At 71.3% G+C, this 17,840-nt stretch carries 19 protein-coding genes; 10 read left to right on the forward strand and 9 right to left on the reverse strand.

Features of this window, described 5'->3' with window-relative positions; genetic code table 11:
• The first annotated feature begins 252 nt into the window (after positions 1 to 252).
• The gene (locus AC1Q49_RS04630) at positions 253 to 1,227 is read left to right on the forward strand and encodes a DMT family transporter (protein WP_492491091.1); all 975 of its coding nucleotides are present in this window, start codon (positions 253 to 255) and stop codon (positions 1,225 to 1,227) included.
• Here AC1Q49_RS04630 and AC1Q49_RS04635 read toward each other — a convergent pair.
• Together AC1Q49_RS04635 and msrB are read right to left on the reverse strand one after the other, a co-directional pair.
• Complete coding sequence (locus AC1Q49_RS04635) at positions 1,202 to 1,837, reverse strand: nitroreductase family protein (protein ID WP_101305868.1); 636 nt, start codon at positions 1,835 to 1,837, stop codon at positions 1,202 to 1,204. The two genes, AC1Q49_RS04630 and AC1Q49_RS04635, sit on opposite strands and share 26 nt — an antisense overlap.
• Positions 1,834 to 2,250, reverse strand: coding sequence for a peptide-methionine (R)-S-oxide reductase MsrB (msrB, locus tag AC1Q49_RS04640; protein WP_060959858.1), 417 nt, complete (start codon positions 2,248 to 2,250; stop codon positions 1,834 to 1,836). Before msrB ends, AC1Q49_RS04635 begins: the two co-directional genes overlap by 4 nt.
• A 65-nt stretch (positions 2,251 to 2,315) precedes the next feature.
• Between msrB and AC1Q49_RS04645 the strand changes: the two genes are divergently transcribed.
• From AC1Q49_RS04645 to groL, 5 genes are all read left to right on the forward strand, one after another.
• Positions 2,316 to 3,326 (forward strand): DUF2332 domain-containing protein, encoded by a 1,011-nt coding sequence (locus AC1Q49_RS04645; RefSeq protein ID WP_101305869.1) that lies wholly within the window; start codon positions 2,316 to 2,318, stop codon positions 3,324 to 3,326.
• Between the two features lie 8 nt (positions 3,327 to 3,334).
• Entirely contained in the window at positions 3,335 to 3,604 is a 270-nt protein-coding gene (locus AC1Q49_RS04650) for a DUF3263 domain-containing protein (protein WP_060959857.1), read from the forward strand.
• A gap of 9 nt (positions 3,605 to 3,613) precedes the next feature.
• The gene (locus AC1Q49_RS04655) at positions 3,614 to 4,186 is read left to right on the forward strand and encodes a LytR C-terminal domain-containing protein (RefSeq protein ID WP_101307179.1); all 573 of its coding nucleotides are present in this window, start codon (positions 3,614 to 3,616) and stop codon (positions 4,184 to 4,186) included.
• A 147-nt stretch (positions 4,187 to 4,333) separates the two neighbouring features.
• Positions 4,334 to 4,537 (forward strand): cold-shock protein, encoded by a 204-nt coding sequence (locus AC1Q49_RS04660; RefSeq protein ID WP_005051075.1) that lies wholly within the window; start codon positions 4,334 to 4,336, stop codon positions 4,535 to 4,537.
• A gap of 168 nt (positions 4,538 to 4,705) precedes the next feature.
• Complete coding sequence (groL, locus tag AC1Q49_RS04665; RefSeq protein ID WP_005051072.1) at positions 4,706 to 6,325, forward strand: chaperonin GroEL; 1,620 nt, start codon at positions 4,706 to 4,708, stop codon at positions 6,323 to 6,325.
• Between the two features lie 60 nt (positions 6,326 to 6,385).
• Here the strand turns inward: groL and AC1Q49_RS04670 are convergent, their stop codons facing one another.
• The 3 genes from AC1Q49_RS04670 to AC1Q49_RS04680 all read right to left on the reverse strand — a co-directional run bounded on the left by AC1Q49_RS04670 (position 6,386) and on the right by AC1Q49_RS04680 (position 9,217).
• Positions 6,386 to 6,673, reverse strand: a complete 288-nt coding sequence (locus tag AC1Q49_RS04670) for a WXG100 family type VII secretion target (protein WP_060959856.1) — start codon at positions 6,671 to 6,673, stop codon at positions 6,386 to 6,388.
• A 116-nt stretch (positions 6,674 to 6,789) separates the two neighbouring features.
• Entirely contained in the window at positions 6,790 to 8,514 is a 1,725-nt protein-coding gene (locus AC1Q49_RS04675) for a sensor histidine kinase (RefSeq protein WP_061782273.1), read from the reverse strand.
• Between the two features lie 10 nt (positions 8,515 to 8,524).
• Positions 8,525 to 9,217 carry a response regulator transcription factor gene (locus AC1Q49_RS04680; protein WP_060959854.1) on the reverse strand — a complete coding sequence of 231 codons (693 nt, stop codon included), beginning with the start codon at positions 9,215 to 9,217 and terminating at the stop codon, positions 8,525 to 8,527.
• A gap of 57 nt (positions 9,218 to 9,274) precedes the next feature.
• On the opposite strand from AC1Q49_RS04680, the gene AC1Q49_RS04685 reads away from it, so the two are divergent.
• The gene (locus tag AC1Q49_RS04685) at positions 9,275 to 10,303 is read left to right on the forward strand and encodes a CPBP family intramembrane glutamic endopeptidase (protein WP_492491092.1); all 1,029 of its coding nucleotides are present in this window, start codon (positions 9,275 to 9,277) and stop codon (positions 10,301 to 10,303) included.
• 307 nt (positions 10,304 to 10,610) lie between these two features.
• Here AC1Q49_RS04685 and AC1Q49_RS04690 read toward each other — a convergent pair whose 3' ends face one another.
• The 3 genes from AC1Q49_RS04690 to AC1Q49_RS04700 form a co-directional block, all read right to left on the reverse strand.
• A complete protein-coding gene (locus tag AC1Q49_RS04690; protein WP_060959853.1) occupies positions 10,611 to 12,254 on the reverse strand; it encodes a DNA repair helicase XPB in 1,644 nt (547 codons plus the stop codon).
• A gap of 79 nt (positions 12,255 to 12,333) precedes the next feature.
• Positions 12,334 to 14,076, reverse strand: a complete 1,743-nt coding sequence (locus AC1Q49_RS04695; RefSeq protein WP_492491093.1) for a helicase-associated domain-containing protein — start codon at positions 14,074 to 14,076, stop codon at positions 12,334 to 12,336.
• Between the two features lies 1 nt (position 14,077).
• Complete coding sequence (locus AC1Q49_RS04700) at positions 14,078 to 14,368, reverse strand: hypothetical protein (RefSeq protein ID WP_060959179.1); 291 nt, start codon at positions 14,366 to 14,368, stop codon at positions 14,078 to 14,080.
• A gap of 121 nt (positions 14,369 to 14,489) precedes the next feature.
• Between AC1Q49_RS04700 and AC1Q49_RS04705 the strand changes: the two genes are divergently transcribed.
• Positions 14,490 to 14,873, forward strand: a complete 384-nt coding sequence (locus AC1Q49_RS04705) for a cold-shock protein (protein ID WP_060959180.1) — start codon at positions 14,490 to 14,492, stop codon at positions 14,871 to 14,873.
• Positions 14,857 to 15,456, forward strand: coding sequence for a DUF3027 domain-containing protein (locus AC1Q49_RS04710; protein ID WP_492491094.1), 600 nt, complete (start codon positions 14,857 to 14,859; stop codon positions 15,454 to 15,456). Before AC1Q49_RS04705 ends, AC1Q49_RS04710 begins: the two co-directional genes overlap by 17 nt.
• A 65-nt stretch (positions 15,457 to 15,521) precedes the next feature.
• Here the strand turns inward: AC1Q49_RS04710 and serC are convergent, their stop codons facing one another.
• The gene (serC, locus tag AC1Q49_RS04715; protein ID WP_492491095.1) at positions 15,522 to 16,640 is read right to left on the reverse strand and encodes a phosphoserine transaminase; all 1,119 of its coding nucleotides are present in this window, start codon (positions 16,638 to 16,640) and stop codon (positions 15,522 to 15,524) included.
• Positions 16,641 to 16,741: 101 nt separating this feature from the next.
• On the opposite strand from serC, the gene AC1Q49_RS04720 reads away from it, so the two are divergent.
• On the forward strand, positions 16,742 to 17,449 hold the full coding sequence (locus AC1Q49_RS04720) for an iron-dependent transcriptional repressor DtxR (protein WP_060959166.1): 708 nt from the start codon (positions 16,742 to 16,744) through the stop codon (positions 17,447 to 17,449).
• Positions 17,450 to 17,840: the final 391 nt, after the last annotated feature.

The raw sequence follows: 17,840 nt of genomic DNA on the forward strand, positions 1-17,840 counted from the left end.
TCGATCGTGTAGGAAAGAAGATATAGCGGTTGTGTGCGTCGTGCAACCCGCGACCAGAGGTCGGCGCGCGGAGAGCGTTGTCGTTATGCACGGCGATGCGGCTGGCCTCCCGCGTCGGACGCCCCTAGATTCGATCTCGTGGACGAGCACGACCCGCGTACCGAACCCGACCCGATCACCGAAGCGATCTGCATCCTCGGCTACGACTGAGCAGCCGGGTCCCGCCGTCCTGCCCGGATAGGCTGAGGACTCGTGACACCTCCGACGACGCACCGGCTGCCCGCCGGCGTCGCCCTCGGGGGTGCCGTGCTCGTCGGTGTGCTGACGGCCATCCAGGCGCGCATCAACGGCCAGCTCGGTCTGCACATCGGCGACGGCTTCGTCGCCGCCGTCGTCTCTTTCGCCTCCGGCTTGGCCGTGCTCGTCGTGCTCTCTGCCGTCCTGCCGGCCGGCCGTCGCGGCGTCACGGCGCTCGTCCTCGGCATCCGTGCGCGCACGATCCCCTGGTGGATGCTGGGTGGCGGCCTGGCCGGAGCGCTCACCGTCGCCACGCAGGGGCTCGCCGTCGCGGTCATCGGCGTGTCGCTGTTCACCGTGGGCGTCGTCGCCGGGCAGACGCTCAACGGACTCGTCCTCGACCGCATCGGCTACGGCCCGGCCGGCGTCGTCGCCGTCACCATGCCGCGTGTCGCGGGCGGCGTGCTCGCGCTCGTCGCCGTCGGCATCTCCCTGCAGGGCGGCGTGCTCGACCGCATCCCGTGGTGGATGCTGCTGCTGCCGTTCCTGGCGGGCGTCGGCATCGCGTGGCAGCAGGCGACCAACGGACGACTTCGTCAGCGCGTGGGCACGCCCCTGACGGCGACCTTCGTCAACTTCCTGGGCGGGACGATCGTGCTCGCGATCGCGGCGGCCGTCCACGTCGCGCTCGTGGGACCGCCCGCCGAGCTCCCCTCGGCCGGCTGGCTGTACCTCGGAGGCGTCGTCGGCGTCGCCTACATCTTCCTGTCGGCGGCTCTCGTCGCCCACACGGGTGTGCTGCTGCTGGGCCTGGGGGTGGTCGTCGGCCAGCTCGGCACCGCGTTCGCGATCGACGCCCTGTGGCCCGCCGATTCGGGCTCGGGCTGGGTCACGGAGCTGCTGATGGTGCTCGTGGCCGGGGCGTCCGTCGTCATCGCCGCCGCGCCGTGGCGGCGCCGGCGGACTAGTCCTTCTTCTTCTTCTTCTTGACCTTCTTCTTCGCCTTCGCCGCGGCGGCGTCCGCCTTCTCGCCGGAGACCGTCGCCGCCGGCATCCGCGTCAGGTGCGATCGAGGGTCGACCGAGGTCCGCCGTCCCGGGCGCGCGCCCTGCGGCTTGCCACCGACGTAGAGCCACCCGAGCAGCTCCTCGTCCGCGCCGAGGCCGTGCGCCTTCGCGACGGCCTTGGCGCGGGTGTAGCGACCCGTGCGCCAGATCACGCCCCAGCCCGCTTCGTCCAGCAGCAGGCTCAGCATGTGCGCGACGCCCGAGGCGACGGCCTCCTGCTCCCAGCGGGGCACCTTGTCGCTCTTGCGGTAACTGGCGACGATCGCGAGCACGAGGGGTGCCCGCAACGGCTTCGTCGAGGGCTTGTCGTCGCCCTCGGCCGTCGCGATGGCCGCACCGAGGGCCAGTCGGTCATCGCCGCGCAGCTCGATCACCCGCCACGGGCGCAGAGACGAGTGGTCGGCGACGCGGCCGGCCGCCGACACCAGGGTGAGCAGCTCGGCACGGGTCGGGGCGGCATCCGTCACCTTCGACCACGACCGCCGCCCGCGCACCGCCGCGAGGGCGGGGTAGTCGGTGACCGCGTCGATCACGACGCGTCCGCCTCGCCCTGCGGCGTGAACGAGAGCGACAGCGAGTTCATGCAGTACCGGTCGCCGGTGGGCGTGCCGAAGCCGTCGGGGAAGACGTGGCCCAGGTGGGACCCGCAGTTCGCGCAGCGCACCTCCGTACGCACCATGCCGTGGCTGCGATCCTCGATGAGCTCCACGGCCTCCGGCCGCACCGACTCGTAGAAGCTCGGCCACCCGCAGTGCGAGTCGAACTTCGTGCCGCTCTGGAAGAGCTCGGCGCCGCACGCGGCGCACGTGTAGAGACCCGCGCGGCTCTCGTCGAGGAGCTCGCCGGTCCATGCGCGCTCCGTCCCCGCCTGACGCAGGACGGCGTACTGCTCGGGGGTCAGCTCCGAACGCCACTGCTCGTCGGTCTTGGTGACGTGGTAGGTCATATCTGGCTCCTTAGTCCACCTCCATTCAACCCGACGTCGCGGGGGCGTGCTCCGTCCCGGCGAGAATGGAGCCCGTGGATGCAGAGATCGCCGCGGTCGCGGAACGCTACGCGCGCTTCGCGCGGAAGGAGGCGCCCGGGCGCTCGGCCGTGTACGCCGACTGGGCGGCCGGCGTCGCCGCAGACCGGACGGTGCAGTCCGTCCTGGCGCGGATCGCCCCGATGCACCGTCAGCCGCCGCTCGTCTTCGCCGTCGCGCGCCTGCTGGGCTCCGGCGAGCCGCCCTACGCGGTGTGGCGGGAGTGGCTCCTGCGCCACGCCGACGAGGTCGTCGGGGAGTGCGCCCGCCGGTCGCTCCAGACGAACGAGCCGCTGCGGTGCGCCGCTCTGCTGCCCGCGCTCAGCCTCATCGAGGGGCCGATCGCCCTGCTCGAGATCGGTGCGAGCGCCGGACTCTGCCTCTACCCCGACCGCTATTCCTACCGTTACGCGACCCCGGACGGCGAGATCGCCCTCGACCCCGACGACGGCACGTCGGAGGTGGTCCTGCACAGCGTGCTGCGCGGCCCGCTCGTACCGCCGCTGCGCTCTCCGACGATCGTCTGGCGCGCCGGGATCGATCTCGCACCGCTCGCGCCGACCGATCGCGCGACGGCCGCCTGGCTGACCGGTCTCGTCTGGCCGGGCGAGGAGGGCCGCGTCGAACGCGTCGCCGACGCGCTGCGCATCGCGGCGGCCGACCCGCCGCTGCTCCTCGCCGGCGACGGCTCCGCCCAGCTCGCCCGCGCCGTCGCCGCGGCGCCGCGGGAGGCGACACTCGTCATCCAGACCCCGGGGGTGCTGGCCCACATCCCGTGGGATGCCCGCCACGTCCTCATCGACGACGTGCGCGCTGCGGGACGGTGGATCACCCTCGACGCCCCGACGCTGCATCGCGGCTGGCAGGTGGGAGCGCACGCGCAGGAGCCGTCGTCGGACGGGTTCGCCCTCGCCCTCGACGGGCGCATCGTGGCGATGGCCGATCCGCTCGGCTCCTGGCTGGAGTGGCGCGAGGGGGAAACGTCCTCGCCGCGTTAGCGTGAAGTGTGCCCCTCGCCGACCGTGACCGCCTGCTCCTCGACTTCGAGTCGCGCTGGAGCGGTCACGATGCGGCCAAGGAGGAGGCGATCCGCGCGGAGCTCGGGCTCGCGCCGGCGCGCTACTACCAGCTCCTCGGCCGGGTCGTCGACCAGCCGGATGCGGCGGCCTACGATGCGATGCTCGTGCACCGGCTGCGCCGGTTGCGCGAGGCACGCGAACGCGAGCGCGCAGGCCGCGCCGCCGTTCCCGCGGTTCCCACGGGAACGGGCCGATAGCATTCTGTGGTGCCGAGAACCCCCGCTCACCAGGACCGCTTCGATGATCTGCCCCTCGACGGGGGCCGCATCGGTGCTCATCGCGCCGAGAACCCGCGGATGCGCGGGGGCGTGGTGGTGCTGTGGTCGGCGATCGCGATCGTCGTCCTCGTCGCCGTGGGCATCTTCGGCACGCTGGTCGCGACGGGGCGCGTGACCCTGTTCCCGACGCCGAGCGCGACCCCGACGCCGATCGCGACGGCCGAGCCCGTCGTCGACCCGTCGTTCAAGGTGACCGTGCTCAACGCCACCACGCAGTCGGGGCTCGCCGGCGCGCTCGCCCAGACCATCGTGGCCGCCGGTTGGGCCGCCGACGACGTCACGGCCGGCGATGCCGGCTCGACGGGGTTCCAGACCACCACCGTGTTCTATTCGGATCCCGCCGAGGAGGGCGCCGCCCGCGGCCTCGCGCAGGTCATCGGCGGTGCGACGGTCTCCCTCAGCGACGCCTATGCGGGGCTGGCCGGCGGCGACGGCAGCACGCTGCTGGTCGTCGTGATCGGCGCCGATCGCACGGATGCCGGCGCCACGCCGGCCGGCTGACACCGCGCGGACGCGACCTCCGCGGGGGAGTGTTTCACGCGTGTGAACACTTCGATGCGCGCGTGTCAACAGTTGCCGGATCGGCGTTTTCGCGCCGCGAGCGCTGGTTAGCATTGCGACGTCCCACCGCAGCATCAGGAGATTCGCATGGCCCAGGGTACCGTCAAGTGGTTCAACGCCGAGAAGGGTTTCGGCTTCATCACCGTCACCGATGGCCAGGACGTCTTCGTCCACTACTCCAACATCGACATGTCCGGATTCCGGGTGCTCGAGGAGGGGCAGACGGTCGAGTTCACCGTCGGTGCCGGCCAGAAGGGCCCGCAGGCCGAGTCGGTCCGCGTCGTCGCCTGACCCCGCGTCGACCCTCCTCCCGCGCGCCCTCGGCGGCGGTGCGGCGCGTGTCGCCGCGCCGGGCGTCGGCGGCTTGCACTCGTCATGCCAGAGTGCCAGAATGAGTTAGCACTCCATCCTCGCGAGTGCTAAAGACTCATCCTCACGTCCGGGAGGGACGACACACTTATGGCAAAGATCATCGCTTTCGACGAGGAGGCCCGCCGCGGCCTCGAGCGTGGCCTGAACATCCTGGCCGACGCCGTCAAGGTGACCCTGGGCCCCCGCGGTCGCAACGTCGTGCTCGAGAAGAAGTGGGGCGCCCCCACGATCACGAACGACGGCGTCTCGATCGCCAAGGAGATCGAGCTCGACGACCCGTACGAGAAGATCGGCGCGGAGCTCGTCAAGGAGGTCGCCAAGAAGACGGACGACGTCGCCGGTGACGGCACGACCACCGCGACCGTCCTCGCCCAGGCGCTCGTTCGCGAGGGCCTGCGCAACGTCGCCGCCGGGGCCGACCCCATCTCGCTCAAGAAGGGCATCGAGAAGGCCGTCAAGGCTCTCTCCGACGAGCTGCTCGCATCGGCGAAGGAGGTCGAGACCAAGGAGGAGATCGCCGCCACGGCATCCATCTCCGCCGCCGACCCCGAGATCGGCGCGCTGATCGCCGAGGCGATCGACAAGGTCGGCAAGGAGGGTGTCGTCACCGTCGAGGAGTCGAACACCTTCGGCACCGAGCTCGAGCTCACCGAGGGCATGCGCTTCGACAAGGGCTACATCAACCCCTACTTCGTCACCGACCCGGAGCGTCAGGAAGCGGTGTTCGAGGACCCGTACATCCTCATCGCGAACCAGAAGATCTCCAACATCAAGGACCTGCTGCCGATCGTCGACAAGGTGATCCAGGAGGGCAAGGAGCTCGTCATCATCGCGGAGGACGTCGAGGGTGAGGCCCTCGCGACTCTCGTGCTCAACAAGATCCGCGGCATCTTCAAGTCGGTCGCCGTCAAGGCCCCCGGCTTCGGCGACCGTCGCAAGGCCCAGCTGCAGGACATCGCGATCCTCACCGGTGGCCAGGTCATCACGGAGGAGGTCGGTCTCAAGCTCGAGAACGCCACCACCGACCTGCTCGGCAAGGCGCGCAAGGTCATCGTCACCAAGGACGAGACCACGATCGTCGAGGGTGCCGGCGAGTCCGCGCAGATCGAGGGTCGCGTGACCCAGATCAAGCGCGAGATCGAGAACACCGACAGCGACTACGACCGCGAGAAGCTGCAGGAGCGCCTCGCCAAGCTCGCCGGCGGCGTCGCCGTCATCAAGGCGGGTGCGGCCACCGAGGTGGAGCTCAAGGAGCGCAAGCACCGCATCGAGGACGCCGTCCGCAACGCGAAGGCGGCCGTCGAGGAGGGCATCGTCCCCGGTGGTGGCGTCGCGCTCATCCAGGCCGGCAAGCGTGCGTTCGAGAAGCTCGAGCTCACAGGCGACGAGGCCACCGGTGCGAACATCGTCAAGGTCGCCATCGAGGCCCCGCTGAAGCAGATCGCGCTGAACGCCGGTCTCGAGCCCGGTGTCGTCGCGAACAAGGTGTCGGAGCTGCCCGTCGGACAGGGCCTGAACGCGGCCACCGGCGAGTACGTCGACATGTTCGCCGCCGGCATCATCGACCCGGCCAAGGTCACGCGCTCGGCGCTGCAGAACGCCGCGTCGATCGCGGGTCTGTTCCTCACCACCGAGGTCGTCGTCGCCGACAAGCCCGAGAAGGCTGCCGCGCCCGCCGGTGACCCCACGGGTGGCATGGACTTCTGAGTCCGACCCTCATCGGAAAGGCCCCTCCTCGGAGGGGCCTTTCTGCGTTCCCGGATGCCGTCAGCGGAACAGGCCCGCCGCCGCGACCTCGGTCTGCGCGTACTGCGCGCCCGCGTGACCGAGGGCGGTCCCGATGTCGGTGAGGGCGCTCTCCAGCTCGGTCTGCGCGCTGCGCCAGCGATCGACGAGACTCTGGAATGCGACGGCGGCGCCACCGGTCCAGGTGCCTTGGAGCTGGGTGAGCTGACCCAGCATCGCGGCGGTCTCGGCCTGGAGCCGGTCGGCGGTGCCGCGGATCGCACCGGTGGCGGCGAGGACGGCGTCCGCATCGACGCTGAAGGCGGTCATGGGATCTCCTTTCGACGGGGCCCCCACGCTACGGGGCGCGCGTGGCCGCGCGCGGGGCGGGCACCGCTCCCGTGGACGGCGTCGGGCGCCAGCCGTGCGGGGAGGAGGCGGCGCCCTCAGGAGTCCGCGTGGAGGCGCGGCAGCGGCTGGGTCTCGATGAACAGGTGCTCGGCGGCATCCCGCGCCTGGGCCAGCGGGAAGGCCACCCGGAAGGTGGCGCCGCCGCCGGGCGTCTCGCTGACCACGATGGATCCGTGCAACGCCTCGACCACGGAGGCGACGATCGAGAGCCCGAGGCCCGAGCCTCCCGTCTCGCGCGTGCGGGAGGTGTCGGCGCGCCAGAACCGCTGGAAGATCTTGTCGCGGAGCTGGGGCGGGATGCCGTCGCCGTGGTCGATGACCGAGATCCAGCCCATGCCCGCCGGCTCGTCGACCCCCACGGCCAGCTCCACCGGCGAGCCCTCCGGCGTGTAGCGGCGGGCATTGCCCAAGAGGTTCGCCACCACCTGGCGGATGCGGTTCTCGTCGCCGAGCACGATGGGCTCCCTCGCCGCCAGAACGGGAGGCCGTTCCGCCGGCGCGGGCGTGCCGGTCTCTTCGCCCGGGCGCGGGCGCCGACGCAGCAGCGCGCCGATCGCGGCCGTCGGCGGACGGCGCCGCGTCGGCGAGCTGCTCGTCGGGGGAGCGGACGCGGGGCGCAGCAGTCGCGGCGCGGGAGCGTCGTCCAGGAACGACACCGTCCGCTCCGGCGCGGTCGCCCGGGCATCGAGCACCGCGTCGCGCGCGATCGGGCGCAGGTCGACGGGGGCGACGACGATGTCGCGGCGCTCGTCGAGGCGGGCGAGGGCGAGGAGGTCCTCGACGAGGCCGCCCATCCGGATCGCCTCCTTCTCGATGCGCTCCATGGACTGCGCCGTCTGCTCGTCGCCCGAGATCGCCCCCATCCGGTACAGCTCCGCATAGCCGCGCACGGTCACGAGCGGGGTGCGCAGCTCGTGGCTGGCATCGCCGATGAAGCGTCGCATCTGCAGCACGGTCGCATCGCGCTGCCCGAGGGCGTGGTCGACCCGGTCGAGCATCGCATTGATGGCGGTTTTGAGCTTGCCCACCTCGGTGCCCGGGGCGATGTCGCCCATGCGCTGACCGAAGTCACCGCGTGCGATCGACATGGCCGTCTGCTCGACCTGTCCGAGACTGCGGAACGCGAGCGTCACGAGCCACCGGGTGAGCAGGGCGCTGGCGAGGATCGTCAGGATGGCGAGGATGCTGTAGATGCCGACGAAGCTGGCCACGGTCTGGGTGACCGGAGTCAGCGGCAGCGCGAGCAGCTGCACGTTGTTCTCCCGCGCCCCCGGGATCTGCAGCACGTCCACGGCGGCGTGGTACACCGTCTCGCCGTCGGCGGAGAACAGCTCGAACGGTGCCGTGCCCTGCATGAGCGTCCGATCGAGACCGAAGGTCGCCGGAAACACCGGACCGTCGCTCTGGGCCGGCCCGCCGGTGGCCAGCAGGGTGCCGTCCGGGCCGTAGACGGCGATGGAGAACGAGGTGAGCGGGGGGTAGTCGGCCGGCTCGAACTGCGCGACGCCCTCGACCACCTCGACGTTGAGCAGGCTGCTGGCCTGATCGAGCGTGACGGTCTGGCTGATCGACTGGTCGCGTTCGGCGATCTGGGCGTTGCGGAGGAAGACGGCCGTTCCGAAACCGGCCGCGAGCAGGCCCACGGTGAGCACCGCGACCGTGACGCCCGTCACCTTGGCGCGCAGGCTGATGCCGCGCCACCACGACGTCAGGCGATCGTTCTTCTTCGCGTGCGCCGCGTACACCCCGTCCACCGTCATGGGCGGGCGGTCAGGAGGACTTGCCGGCCTTCAGCATGTAGCCGAAGCCGCGCTTGGTCTGGATGAGCGGCTCCGACGAGTACGGGTCGATCTTGCGACGCAGGTAGGAGATGTAGCTCTCGACGATGCCGGCATCGCCGTTGAAGTCGTACTCCCACACGTGATCGAGGATCTGCGCCTTGCTGAGCACCCGGTTCGGGTTGAGCATCAGATAGCGCAGCAGCTTGAACTCGGTCGGCGACAGATCGATGGAGACGTCGCCGACGGTCACGTCGTGCGTGTCCTGGTCCATCGTGAGCTCACCGGCACGGATGGTGGACTCCTCGTCGGCCTGCATCGTACGGCGCAGGATGGCCTGCAGACGCGCGACGATCTCGTCCAGCGAGAACGGCTTGGTGACGTAGTCGTCGCCGCCGGCGTTGAGCCCCTCGATCTTGTCCTCGGTCTCGTCCTTCGCCGTCAGGAACAGGATCGGGGCGGTGTATCCCGCGCCCCGCAGACGCTTGGTGACGCTGAACCCGTTCATGTCGGGAAGCATGACGTCGAGGATGATGAGGTCGGGTTCCTCCTCGAGGACGGCCGAGATGGTCTGGGCGCCGTTGGCGACGGCGCGCACCTGATAGCCGGCGAACCTCAGGCTCGTGACCAGCAGGTCCCGGATGTTCGGTTCGTCGTCCACGACGAGGATGCGCGGTGCGGTCATAGGCCCATCCTGGCATCGCAACCCTTCCCTTTGCTGGATATCGGCGAAGATGGATGAATGACGACGCCCGCGCCGCAGGTCCCCGTCCCTCCGTCATCACCGCTGTTCGCGCCACCGATGCCGCCCGTCACGCCGCCGATCGCGCGTCCGGCCCGTGCTCTCCCGGGCGATGCCCTCGTCGGCGGCCTCGCCTTCCACCGGCTGATCTTCGCGCGGCGGCGCTCGGGCTGTTGGACGCCGCTGGTCACCGGCATCCTGGGCCTGGCGATCTACGTCGCCTTCCTCGTGTTCGCCATGGTCGTCGTCGGCATCGCGCTGTTCCGCGACCCGGAGCGGCTGGACAGCCTCGCGCGCCTGGGCCAGTCGGGCGGCGTCGACATGGGCGACCCGCTGATGGTCGCGATCCTGCTCGGCACGATCGCCCTGATGCTGCCGGCCTACATCCTGGCGTCGCTGATCGTGAACGGGCGGCGCCTCGGGCTCGTCTCGTCGGCCGCGGGCCGGCTGCGCTGGCGATGGATGCTGCTGTGCGGCGCTCTCGCCGTCGGCGTCTCGGCCGTGCTGACCGCGGTGGGGTTCCTGCTCCCCGGCGGCATGGAGGAGCCGGTCGCGGGCGGCCCGGCTCCGACCTGGCCGATCACCGCGGTGGTCGTGCTGCTGCTCGTGCCGGTGCAGGCGGCCGCGGAGGAGTACATCTTCCGCGGATATCTCATGCAGGCCATCGGGCGGTGGCTGCGTCATCCGGCGTTCGCCATCCTGCTGCCCGTGCCGCTGTTCGTCCTCGGCCACGGCTACGACGTGCTCGGCCAGATCGGCGTGGGGCTGTTCGCGGTCGCCGCCGGCTGGCTCACGTGGCGCACCGGGGGCCTGGAAGCGGCGATCGCGCTGCACGTGGTGAACAACCTGACGGCGTTCCTGCTGTCGCTCGCGTCGGGATCGAGCCCGACGGAGAGCACGACCGGCATCGTCAGCTTCCTGTGGTCGTTCCTGCTGATCGGCGGCTACGTCGCGGTGGTCGAGTGGATGCTGGTGCGTCGCCCGCTGCCGCGGACGCTGCTGCTGCCGCCGCCCGCTCCCGCGTGGTGAGCATCCCGCTCGTCGGGGCGTTTCGACTCGCTCCGCTCGCTCAACGACCGGGGGTGCCGGGGCGTCCGGTCGTTGAGCGAGGAGCGCAGCGACGGGTCGAAACGCGGGGGCGGTTCCGGGCGTTGAGCGAGGAGCGCAGCGACGAGTCGAAACGCGGTGCGGTTCCGGGCGTTGAGCGAGGAGCGCAGCGACGAGTCGAAACGCGGGGGCGTCCGGGCGTTGAGCGAGGAGCGCAGCGACGAGTCGAAACGCGGTGCGGTTCCGGGCGTTGAGCGAGGGGCGCAGCGACGAGTCGAATCGCGGTGCGCTACGCGGCGGCGATGCCCTCGGCATCCAGGATCGTGTAGCTGTACCCCTGCTCGGCGAGGAAGCGCTGCCGGTTCTGGGCGAAGTCCTGGTCGACGGTGTCGCGGGCGATGAGCGTGTAGAAGCTGGCGGTGTGCCCGTTCGACTTGGGACGCAGCAGGCGGCCCAGACGCTGCGCCTCCTCCTGGCGCGAGCCGAAGGATCCCGACACCTGGATCGCGACCGACGCGTCGGGCAGATCGATCGAGAAGTTCGCGACCTTCGAGACGACCAGCACGGGCACGCGGCCCTCCCGGAATGCGGCGAACAGCTCCTCGCGCTCGTCGACGGGCGTCGCGCCGGTGATCTTGGGGGCGTCCAACGCCTCGGCGAGAACGTCGATCTGGTCGAGGTACTGCCCGATCACCAGGATCTGCTCTCCGCTGTGGCGGGCCACGAGGTCCTTCACGACGCCGATCTTGGCGTGCGCGGTGGCGGCCAGGCGGTAGCGCTCGTCATCGGCGGATGCGGCGTACTCGAGGCGGTCGGAGGGCGGCAGGTCCACGCGGACCTCGTAGCAGACGGCGGGGGAGATGAAGCCCTGGGCCTCGATCTCCTTCCACGGCGCGTCGAAGCGCTTGGGGCCGATGAGGCTGAACACGTCGCCCTCGCGGCCGTCCTCGCGCACGAGCGTCGCCGTCAGGCCCAGGCGGCGGCGCGCCTGCAGATCGGCGGTGAGCTTGAACACGGGTGCGGGCAGCAGGTGCACCTCGTCGTAGACGATGAGTCCCCAGTCGAGCGCGTCGAGCAGCGCGAGGTGGGCGTACTCGCCCTTCCGCTTCGCCGTCAGGATCTGGTAGGTCGCGATCGTGACCGGCTTGACCTCCTTGGTCTGGCCGGAGTACTCGCCGATCTCCTCGGGCGTGAGCGACGTGCGCTTGAGCAGTTCGTCGCGCCACTGGCGGGCGCTGACGGTGTTGGTCACGAGGATCAGGGTGGTGGTCTTCGTCTCGGCCATCGCGGCCGCGCCGACGAGGGTCTTGCCCGCGCCGCAGGGGAGCACGACGACGCCGGAGCCGCCCTCGCTGAAGATGTCGACCGCCTGGCGCTGATAGGGGCGGAGGGTCCAGCCGTCCTCGTGCAGGTCGATCTCGTGCGGCGTCCCGGGCGTGTAGCCCGCGTGGTCCTCGGCCGGCCAGCCGATCTTCAGCAGCTCCTGCTTGATGTGCCCCCGTGCCCACGCGTCGATGAGGTACGTGTCGGGGGACGGGCGTCCGACCAGCAGTGGCTGGATGCGCTTGTTCTTGCCGACCTCGGCGAGCACCGCGGGGTCGGTGCCGCGCAGCACGAGCGCGCCCTCGGCATCCCGCTCGATGACGAGCCGCCCGTAGCGGTTCACGGTCTCGCGGATGTCGATCGACACCGAGGCGGGCACGGGGAAGCGCGACCAGCGATCGAGCGTCGCCAGCATGTCGTCGGCCGTGTGGCCGGCCGCGCGCGCGTTCCACAGCCCCAAGCGTGTGACGCGATAGGTGTGGATGTGCTCGGGTGCGCGCTCGAGCTCGGCGAAGATCGCGAGCTCGTGTCGCGCCGTCTCCGCCTGTGGGTGCGCGACTTCGAGCAGCACGGTGCGGTCGCTTTGCACGATGAGGGGGCCGTCAGCCATAGCGTCCCAGTCTACCGGCGTCGGCGCGGGTGCCGGTCGGTCGTCCCGGCGGCGGATGCCGCGGGGTCGCTCAGACCGCTCAGGCGGGGCGGATGCCGCTGATGCTCGAGACGGGGAGGGTGCGTTCCACGTCGACCGTACGATCCAGTCCGCGCAGGCGCCCGCCGCCGAGACCGGTGGCCTCGATGATGAACTCGCGGTCGCTGCCGTCGGGCATGCGCACCGCGACCACGATGGTCGCGCGGGCGCGGACGGCCTGGTCGAGCTCACGGCCGAGCCACGCGGCGTCGGCGTCCTCCGACGGTGCGGCGCGCAGGCGGGAGAGCAGGACGGCGTAGGTCTCCTCCCGCGGGGCGGCGGCGGGAGGCGCCGATGCGAGGCGATGGCGGTCGAGGCGGCGTCGCCGTCCGCCGGCATCCACGGCCACCACCGGGTAGCGGGCGTCGGCGATCATCCAGAAGGCCGTGTCGGCTCCGCTGCGGGTCACGAGGTCGGCGCCCTCCGGCACGAGGCCCAGGGGACGCAGGGCCTGGTCGACGGCGAGCGTGCGCAGCAGGGCGTCGTCGTCGCTCGTGACACGGGTGCGGCCCTCGCTGTCGGGGCCGACGCGGATCGTGCCGTGGGTGCGGGCCGTCCGCTCGATCTCGTAGGCCAGCGGCTGGGGGAGCCCGGTGAGGGAGAGCTCCGTGAGGAACTCGCGCAGGGACTCGGCGCTCTCGCCCGAGGTGAGCGCGTCGGCGATCGTCTCCGGCGTGAACCGGTAGGTGGATGCCTGGGCGTGCGATTCGCGGCGGGCGACGGAGCGCAGCCGCATGTCCAGGTGGGGAGCGAGCGGTCCGGGAGCGATGGCCGTCAGGTCGTTCTGCAGGTAGACCCGATCGACCTCGCCCGGGAGCAGCCCCGCCAGGGCGTCGAGGTCGAGCGCACCGGTCACCGGGGTGTCGTCGCCCGCCGCGGCGAACACGTCGCGCGCCCAGTTCGTCGGGCGGCCGGCATCGTCGAGGAGCGCCCATCGCCCGAGCAGCGCGCGCAGCGCGGCGGCGCGCTCCGACCACGCCGAGTCGAACGGGTACGCCGCCGCCCAGGCGTAGGGCGGCAGCCAGCCGCCGCCGCGCCGGCGCACACCACGCGGGAGCGCGTCCAGCAGCGCCGCCGCGACCTCCGCCCAGCGCGAGAGGGTGTCGCTGTGCAGCCACTGCGCTCCGCGCGGGGTCACCAGCCACGTCTTGTCCTGCCCGGACAGCAGCCCCGTGCGTTCGGCGATCACGACCAGTTCGTCGGCCGCGACGGCGTCGTCGACGATGCCGGCCTCGATGAGGCGGCGCCGGTCGGGGGCGCCGAGCGTGCCGGCGCCGATCCGCCCGAAGGGATGGGCGAGCGCGGCGTGGAGGATGTCGGCGAGCGAGCCGAGCGAGGCGAAGGCCCGCTCCGCGGCGCCGGCATCGTCCGACCCCTCGGCGGCGGGCGGGGCGACGGCGCCGGATGCCGTGGCGACGCCGCGCCGGCGGATCGTCTCCAAAGCGGTGCGCACCGCCGTGTACGGGGTCCCGTCCGCGTCGATCAGGGCGCGCTCGTGGAGCGTGTCGCGCACGGGGCCGGGCGGGACCGGCCCGTCGCCGGAGAGCGCGTCCACCTCGTCGCCGGTCAGCGCGACGAGCGCGCGGTCGAGGGAGGCGGGGTCCAGGAGCGCCTCGGCCGCGTCGAAGGCGTCGTTCCATCCGACGGTGGGGGCGATGTGCCGGGCGGCGAGCAAGCTCGCCAGCGCGTCGTCGCCGCGCTGCACCAGGTGCTGTGCGAGTGCGCGCGCGTCGGAGGCGGTCACGTCAGCGGCCCTTGCCGACCCGGGCCTTCCGGATGAAGGTCATGATGAGCACCGCCATCAGCAGCGCGAAGGCGACGATGGGCGCGATGTAGACGAGGGTGCCGACGAGCGGCCACAGTCCCTGGCCGAAGTCATCGTGCTTCATGCCGGTCGCCGAGCCGATCATGATCGCGACGAAGCAGACGACCGACAGCAGCAGCAGACCCAGGGACATGAACGCGAGGACGCGGTCGATCCGCCGGACCGGGAGATCGTCGGCGGCGCCGGGAGTGCGAGAGGACGAAGAGGGCATCGGGATCACCCTACTGCGTCCCCGCCGCAGTCGTGGTGGTGCCGTAGGCTGGAGACAGGGGCAGAACGCCCCCATGTCACCGCGTCCGCATGTTCGGGCGCCGATGAGCGAGGTCAGTGCGATGCCCACCGGCAAGGTCAGGTTCTACGACGACGAGAAGGGGTTCGGCTTCATCACCACCGATGACGGCCAGGACGTCTTCCTGCACGCCACGGCCCTCCCCGCGGGCACCGAGGGACTCAAGGCCGGCACGCGCCTGGACTTCGGTGTGGCCGACGGCAAGCGCGGGCTGCAGGCCCTCGCGGTCCGGGTGCTCGACGCGCCCGTGAGCCTCGCCAAGCGCAACCGGATGAAGCCGGACGACATGGCCGTCGTGGTCGAAGACCTCGTCAAGCTGCTCGACAAGGTCGGCGGCGATCTCCGCCACGGCCACTACCCCAATGCGGGTCAGGGCAAGAAGGTCGCGGCGATCCTGCGCAAGGTGGCCGATGAACTCGACGCCTGAGTCCGTCGACTCCGGCGCGGCCGAGCCGGAGGGCTCGGCTCCCGTCGTCGCCGACGAGCGTCTGCTCGCGGCTCACGACCTGGCGCTCGCCGCGCTGTCGGAGATCACCCCCGCCGCCACGGTGGGCGCCCCCGCGGGCTACACCGTCGAGGACGGCGGCGTCGTGTCGTTGCGGTTCGGCAACACGATGGAGGGCTACCCGGGCTGGTACTGGACGGTGAGCCTCGCCGTGGTCGAGGACGCCGAGCCCACCGTGCTGGAGGCTGAGCTGCTGCCGGGCGCGGGCGCGCTGCTGGCTCCCGAATGGGTGCCGTGGGCGGTGCGACTGGCCGAGTACCAGGCCGCACAGGCGGCGCTGGCCGCCGAGCGCGGTGCCGACGCCGAGGACGACGCGGAGAACGAGGACGGCGTGTCCGACGACGACCTCGACGAGCTGGACGACGAGCTCGACGACGTCGACGATCTGGATGCCGCGGACTTCGACGACGACGGGTCGCCGATCCTCCACGCGGGAGACGTCGACGGCGTCGACATCGACGTGCTCGATGACAGCGACGACGACGAGGACGACGACGAGGACTGAGGCCGCTCCGGCCCGCCCCCGTCGCGGACGCTCACCCTACGGGTGACGCGCCGCCCCGGCGGGACTCAGCCGTGCGTGTGCGCGATCGTGTAGTCGATCGCCTTGATCAGCTGACGCACGTCGTCGGGCTCGATCGAGACGAAGGTGGCGATCCGCAGTTGGTTGCGGCCGAGCTTGCGGTACGGCTCGGTGTCGACGATGCCGTTGGCGCGCAGGCTCGCGGCGATGGCCGCGGCATCCACGGTCTCGTCGAAGTCGATCGTGACGACGACCGGCGAGCGGTCGGCGGGGTCGGCGACGAACGGCGTCGCCACGGGCGAGGCCTCGGCCCACGCGTACAGCGCGTTCGACGACTCGGCGGTGCGCGCGGCGGCCCAGCCCAGTCCGCCGTTGCCGTTGATCCACTCGAGCTGCTTGTCGAGCAGGATCAGCGTCGCCACGGCGGGCGTGTTGAGCGTCTGGTTCAGTCGCGAGTTGTCCAGGGCGTTCTTCAGGCTCAGGAACTCGGGGATGTAGCGACCGGATGCCGCCACGCGCTCGATCCGCTCGATCGCCGCGGGGGAGACGGCGGCGAACCAGAGCCCGCCGTCGGAGCCGAGGTTCTTCTGCGGCGCGAAGTAGTAGACGTCGGTCTGCGAGACCGCGAAGTTGATGCCGCCCGCGGCGCTCGTGGCGTCGATCACCGTGAGCGCGCCGTCATCGCCCGCGACGCGAGCGATCGGCGCCGCGACGCCGGTGGAGGTCTCGTTGTGGGGCCACGCGTATACGTCCACGCCCTCGACGGCCTCGGCGACCGTGCGGGTGCCGGCATCCGCCTTGCGGACGTCGGGCGCCTCGAGCCACGGCGCCGCCGCGGCCGCGGCGAACTTCCCGCCGAACTCGCCGAAGACGAGGTTCTGCGCGCGGCGTTCGATCAGGCCGAACGCGGCGGCGTCCCAGAAGGCGGTGGAGCCGCCGTTGCCGACGATGATCTCGTAGCCGTCGGGCAGACGCAGCAGGTCGCTGAGTCCCATCCGCACCTGGCCGACCAGGCTCTTGATCGGAGCCTGGCGGTGCGAGGTGCCCATGAGCACCGAGCCGGGACCGGCCAGGGCAGCCAGCTGCTCCGGGCGGATCTTGGACGGTCCGCAACCGAAGCGACCGTCGGCGGGCAGGATCTCGCGGGGCAGCGTGACGTGGGCCATGCTCCCGATTCTAGGGTGAGCGCGGGGGCGGCCCCGCCGGGACGCCGTGAGAAACGGATAGGCTGGCAGTACACCCACGAACGCGCACCGAGGCCTGCCACATGACCGATCTGATCGACACCACCGAGATGTACCTGCGTACGATCCTCGAGCTCGAGGAGGAGGGCATCGTCCCCCTGCGTGCGCGCATCTCCGAGCGCCTCGGGCACTCCGGGCCCACGGTGTCGCAGACGGTGGGACGCATGGAGCGCGACGGCCTCGTGGTCGTCTCCGACGACCGCTCGCTCGAGCTGACCATCACCGGCCGGCAGAAGGCGGTGGACGTGATGCGCAAGCACCGCCTCGCCGAGCGCCTGCTGAGCGATGTGATCGGCCTGGACTGGGCCTACGTCCACGAAGAGGCCTGCCGCTGGGAGCACGTGATGAGCGAGCTGGTCGAGCGCCGGCTCATCGAGCTGCTCGGTCACCCCACCGAATCGCCCTACGGCAACCCGATCCCCGGGCTGGACCAGCTGGGCGACGTGCCGGCGCGCACCTTCCACGACGGGGTCGTCGGCCTGGTGCGGCTGCTCAACGAGACCGGCGGGCCCGTCAGCGGGACCGTGCGCCGACTCGCGGAGCCGGTGCAGGTCGACCCCGAGCTGCTCGACCAGCTGCGCGACGCGGGCGTGGTGCCGGGCGGGGTCGGAGAGTTCCGTTTCAGCGAGGGCTACGTGCTCGTCCAGATGGCCGGCAAGCCCGACGGACTCGAGCTGCCGGTCGAGGTCGCCTCGCACATCTTCCTCGTCGACGCGGTCCCGCAAGCCTGAGCATCGCCAGGGAAGGGCCTGCGTACGAAGAACTCTGCGTGACTTATTCGTTACCTTCCGCTAGCCTCGAAAAGTCCACGTGGCGAGAAGCCCGCCACGGACCTCCGCACGGATTGCCTCATCGGTTCGTCGTTCGCGCGGTGAAGCCCGTACATCTGTGCCCTGACACCGAGTGCCGACGAACCAGCATCCTGCCTCCGGGGAGGACTGCAGAGGCGCCGGAGGACAATTGGCTGATCAGTTCGACCCGTCGCAGGAGAAACCCGAGTCCGAAGCGACGACACCCACTCTCCGGAGCCGCGCGCGCCGTTTCACGCTCGCCCGCTCCGCATCCACCTCTCCCGCCGTCCGCGCAGACGCCGCCGCGACCCCCGCACCGGCACGACGTGCA

Source organism: Microbacterium sp. MPR-TSA4 (assembly GCF_058792815.1).

Coding starts and splice junctions, on each gene's coding strand:
- AC1Q49_RS04700 (WP_060959179.1), bottom strand. CDS start 14,368: ATGCCCTCTTCGTCCTCTCGCACTCCCGGCGCCGCCGACGATCTCCCG.
- AC1Q49_RS04645 (WP_101305869.1), top strand. CDS start 2,316: ATGGAGCCCGTGGATGCAGAGATCGCCGCGGTCGCGGAACGCTACGCG.
- AC1Q49_RS04680 (WP_060959854.1), bottom strand. CDS start 9,217: ATGACCGCACCGCGCATCCTCGTCGTGGACGACGAACCGAACATCCGG.
- AC1Q49_RS04660 (WP_005051075.1), top strand. CDS start 4,334: ATGGCCCAGGGTACCGTCAAGTGGTTCAACGCCGAGAAGGGTTTCGGC.
- AC1Q49_RS04685 (WP_492491092.1), top strand. CDS start 9,275: ATGACGACGCCCGCGCCGCAGGTCCCCGTCCCTCCGTCATCACCGCTG.
- groL (WP_005051072.1), top strand. CDS start 4,706: ATGGCAAAGATCATCGCTTTCGACGAGGAGGCCCGCCGCGGCCTCGAG.
- msrB (WP_060959858.1), bottom strand. CDS start 2,250: ATGACCTACCACGTCACCAAGACCGACGAGCAGTGGCGTTCGGAGCTG.
- AC1Q49_RS04710 (WP_492491094.1), top strand. CDS start 14,857: ATGAACTCGACGCCTGAGTCCGTCGACTCCGGCGCGGCCGAGCCGGAG.
- AC1Q49_RS04675 (WP_061782273.1), bottom strand. CDS start 8,514: ATGACGGTGGACGGGGTGTACGCGGCGCACGCGAAGAAGAACGATCGC.
- AC1Q49_RS04670 (WP_060959856.1), bottom strand. CDS start 6,673: ATGACCGCCTTCAGCGTCGATGCGGACGCCGTCCTCGCCGCCACCGGT.
- AC1Q49_RS04720 (WP_060959166.1), top strand. CDS start 16,742: ATGACCGATCTGATCGACACCACCGAGATGTACCTGCGTACGATCCTC.
- AC1Q49_RS04690 (WP_060959853.1), bottom strand. CDS start 12,254: ATGGCTGACGGCCCCCTCATCGTGCAAAGCGACCGCACCGTGCTGCTC.
- AC1Q49_RS04705 (WP_060959180.1), top strand. CDS start 14,490: ATGCCCACCGGCAAGGTCAGGTTCTACGACGACGAGAAGGGGTTCGGC.
- serC (WP_492491095.1), bottom strand. CDS start 16,640: ATGGCCCACGTCACGCTGCCCCGCGAGATCCTGCCCGCCGACGGTCGC.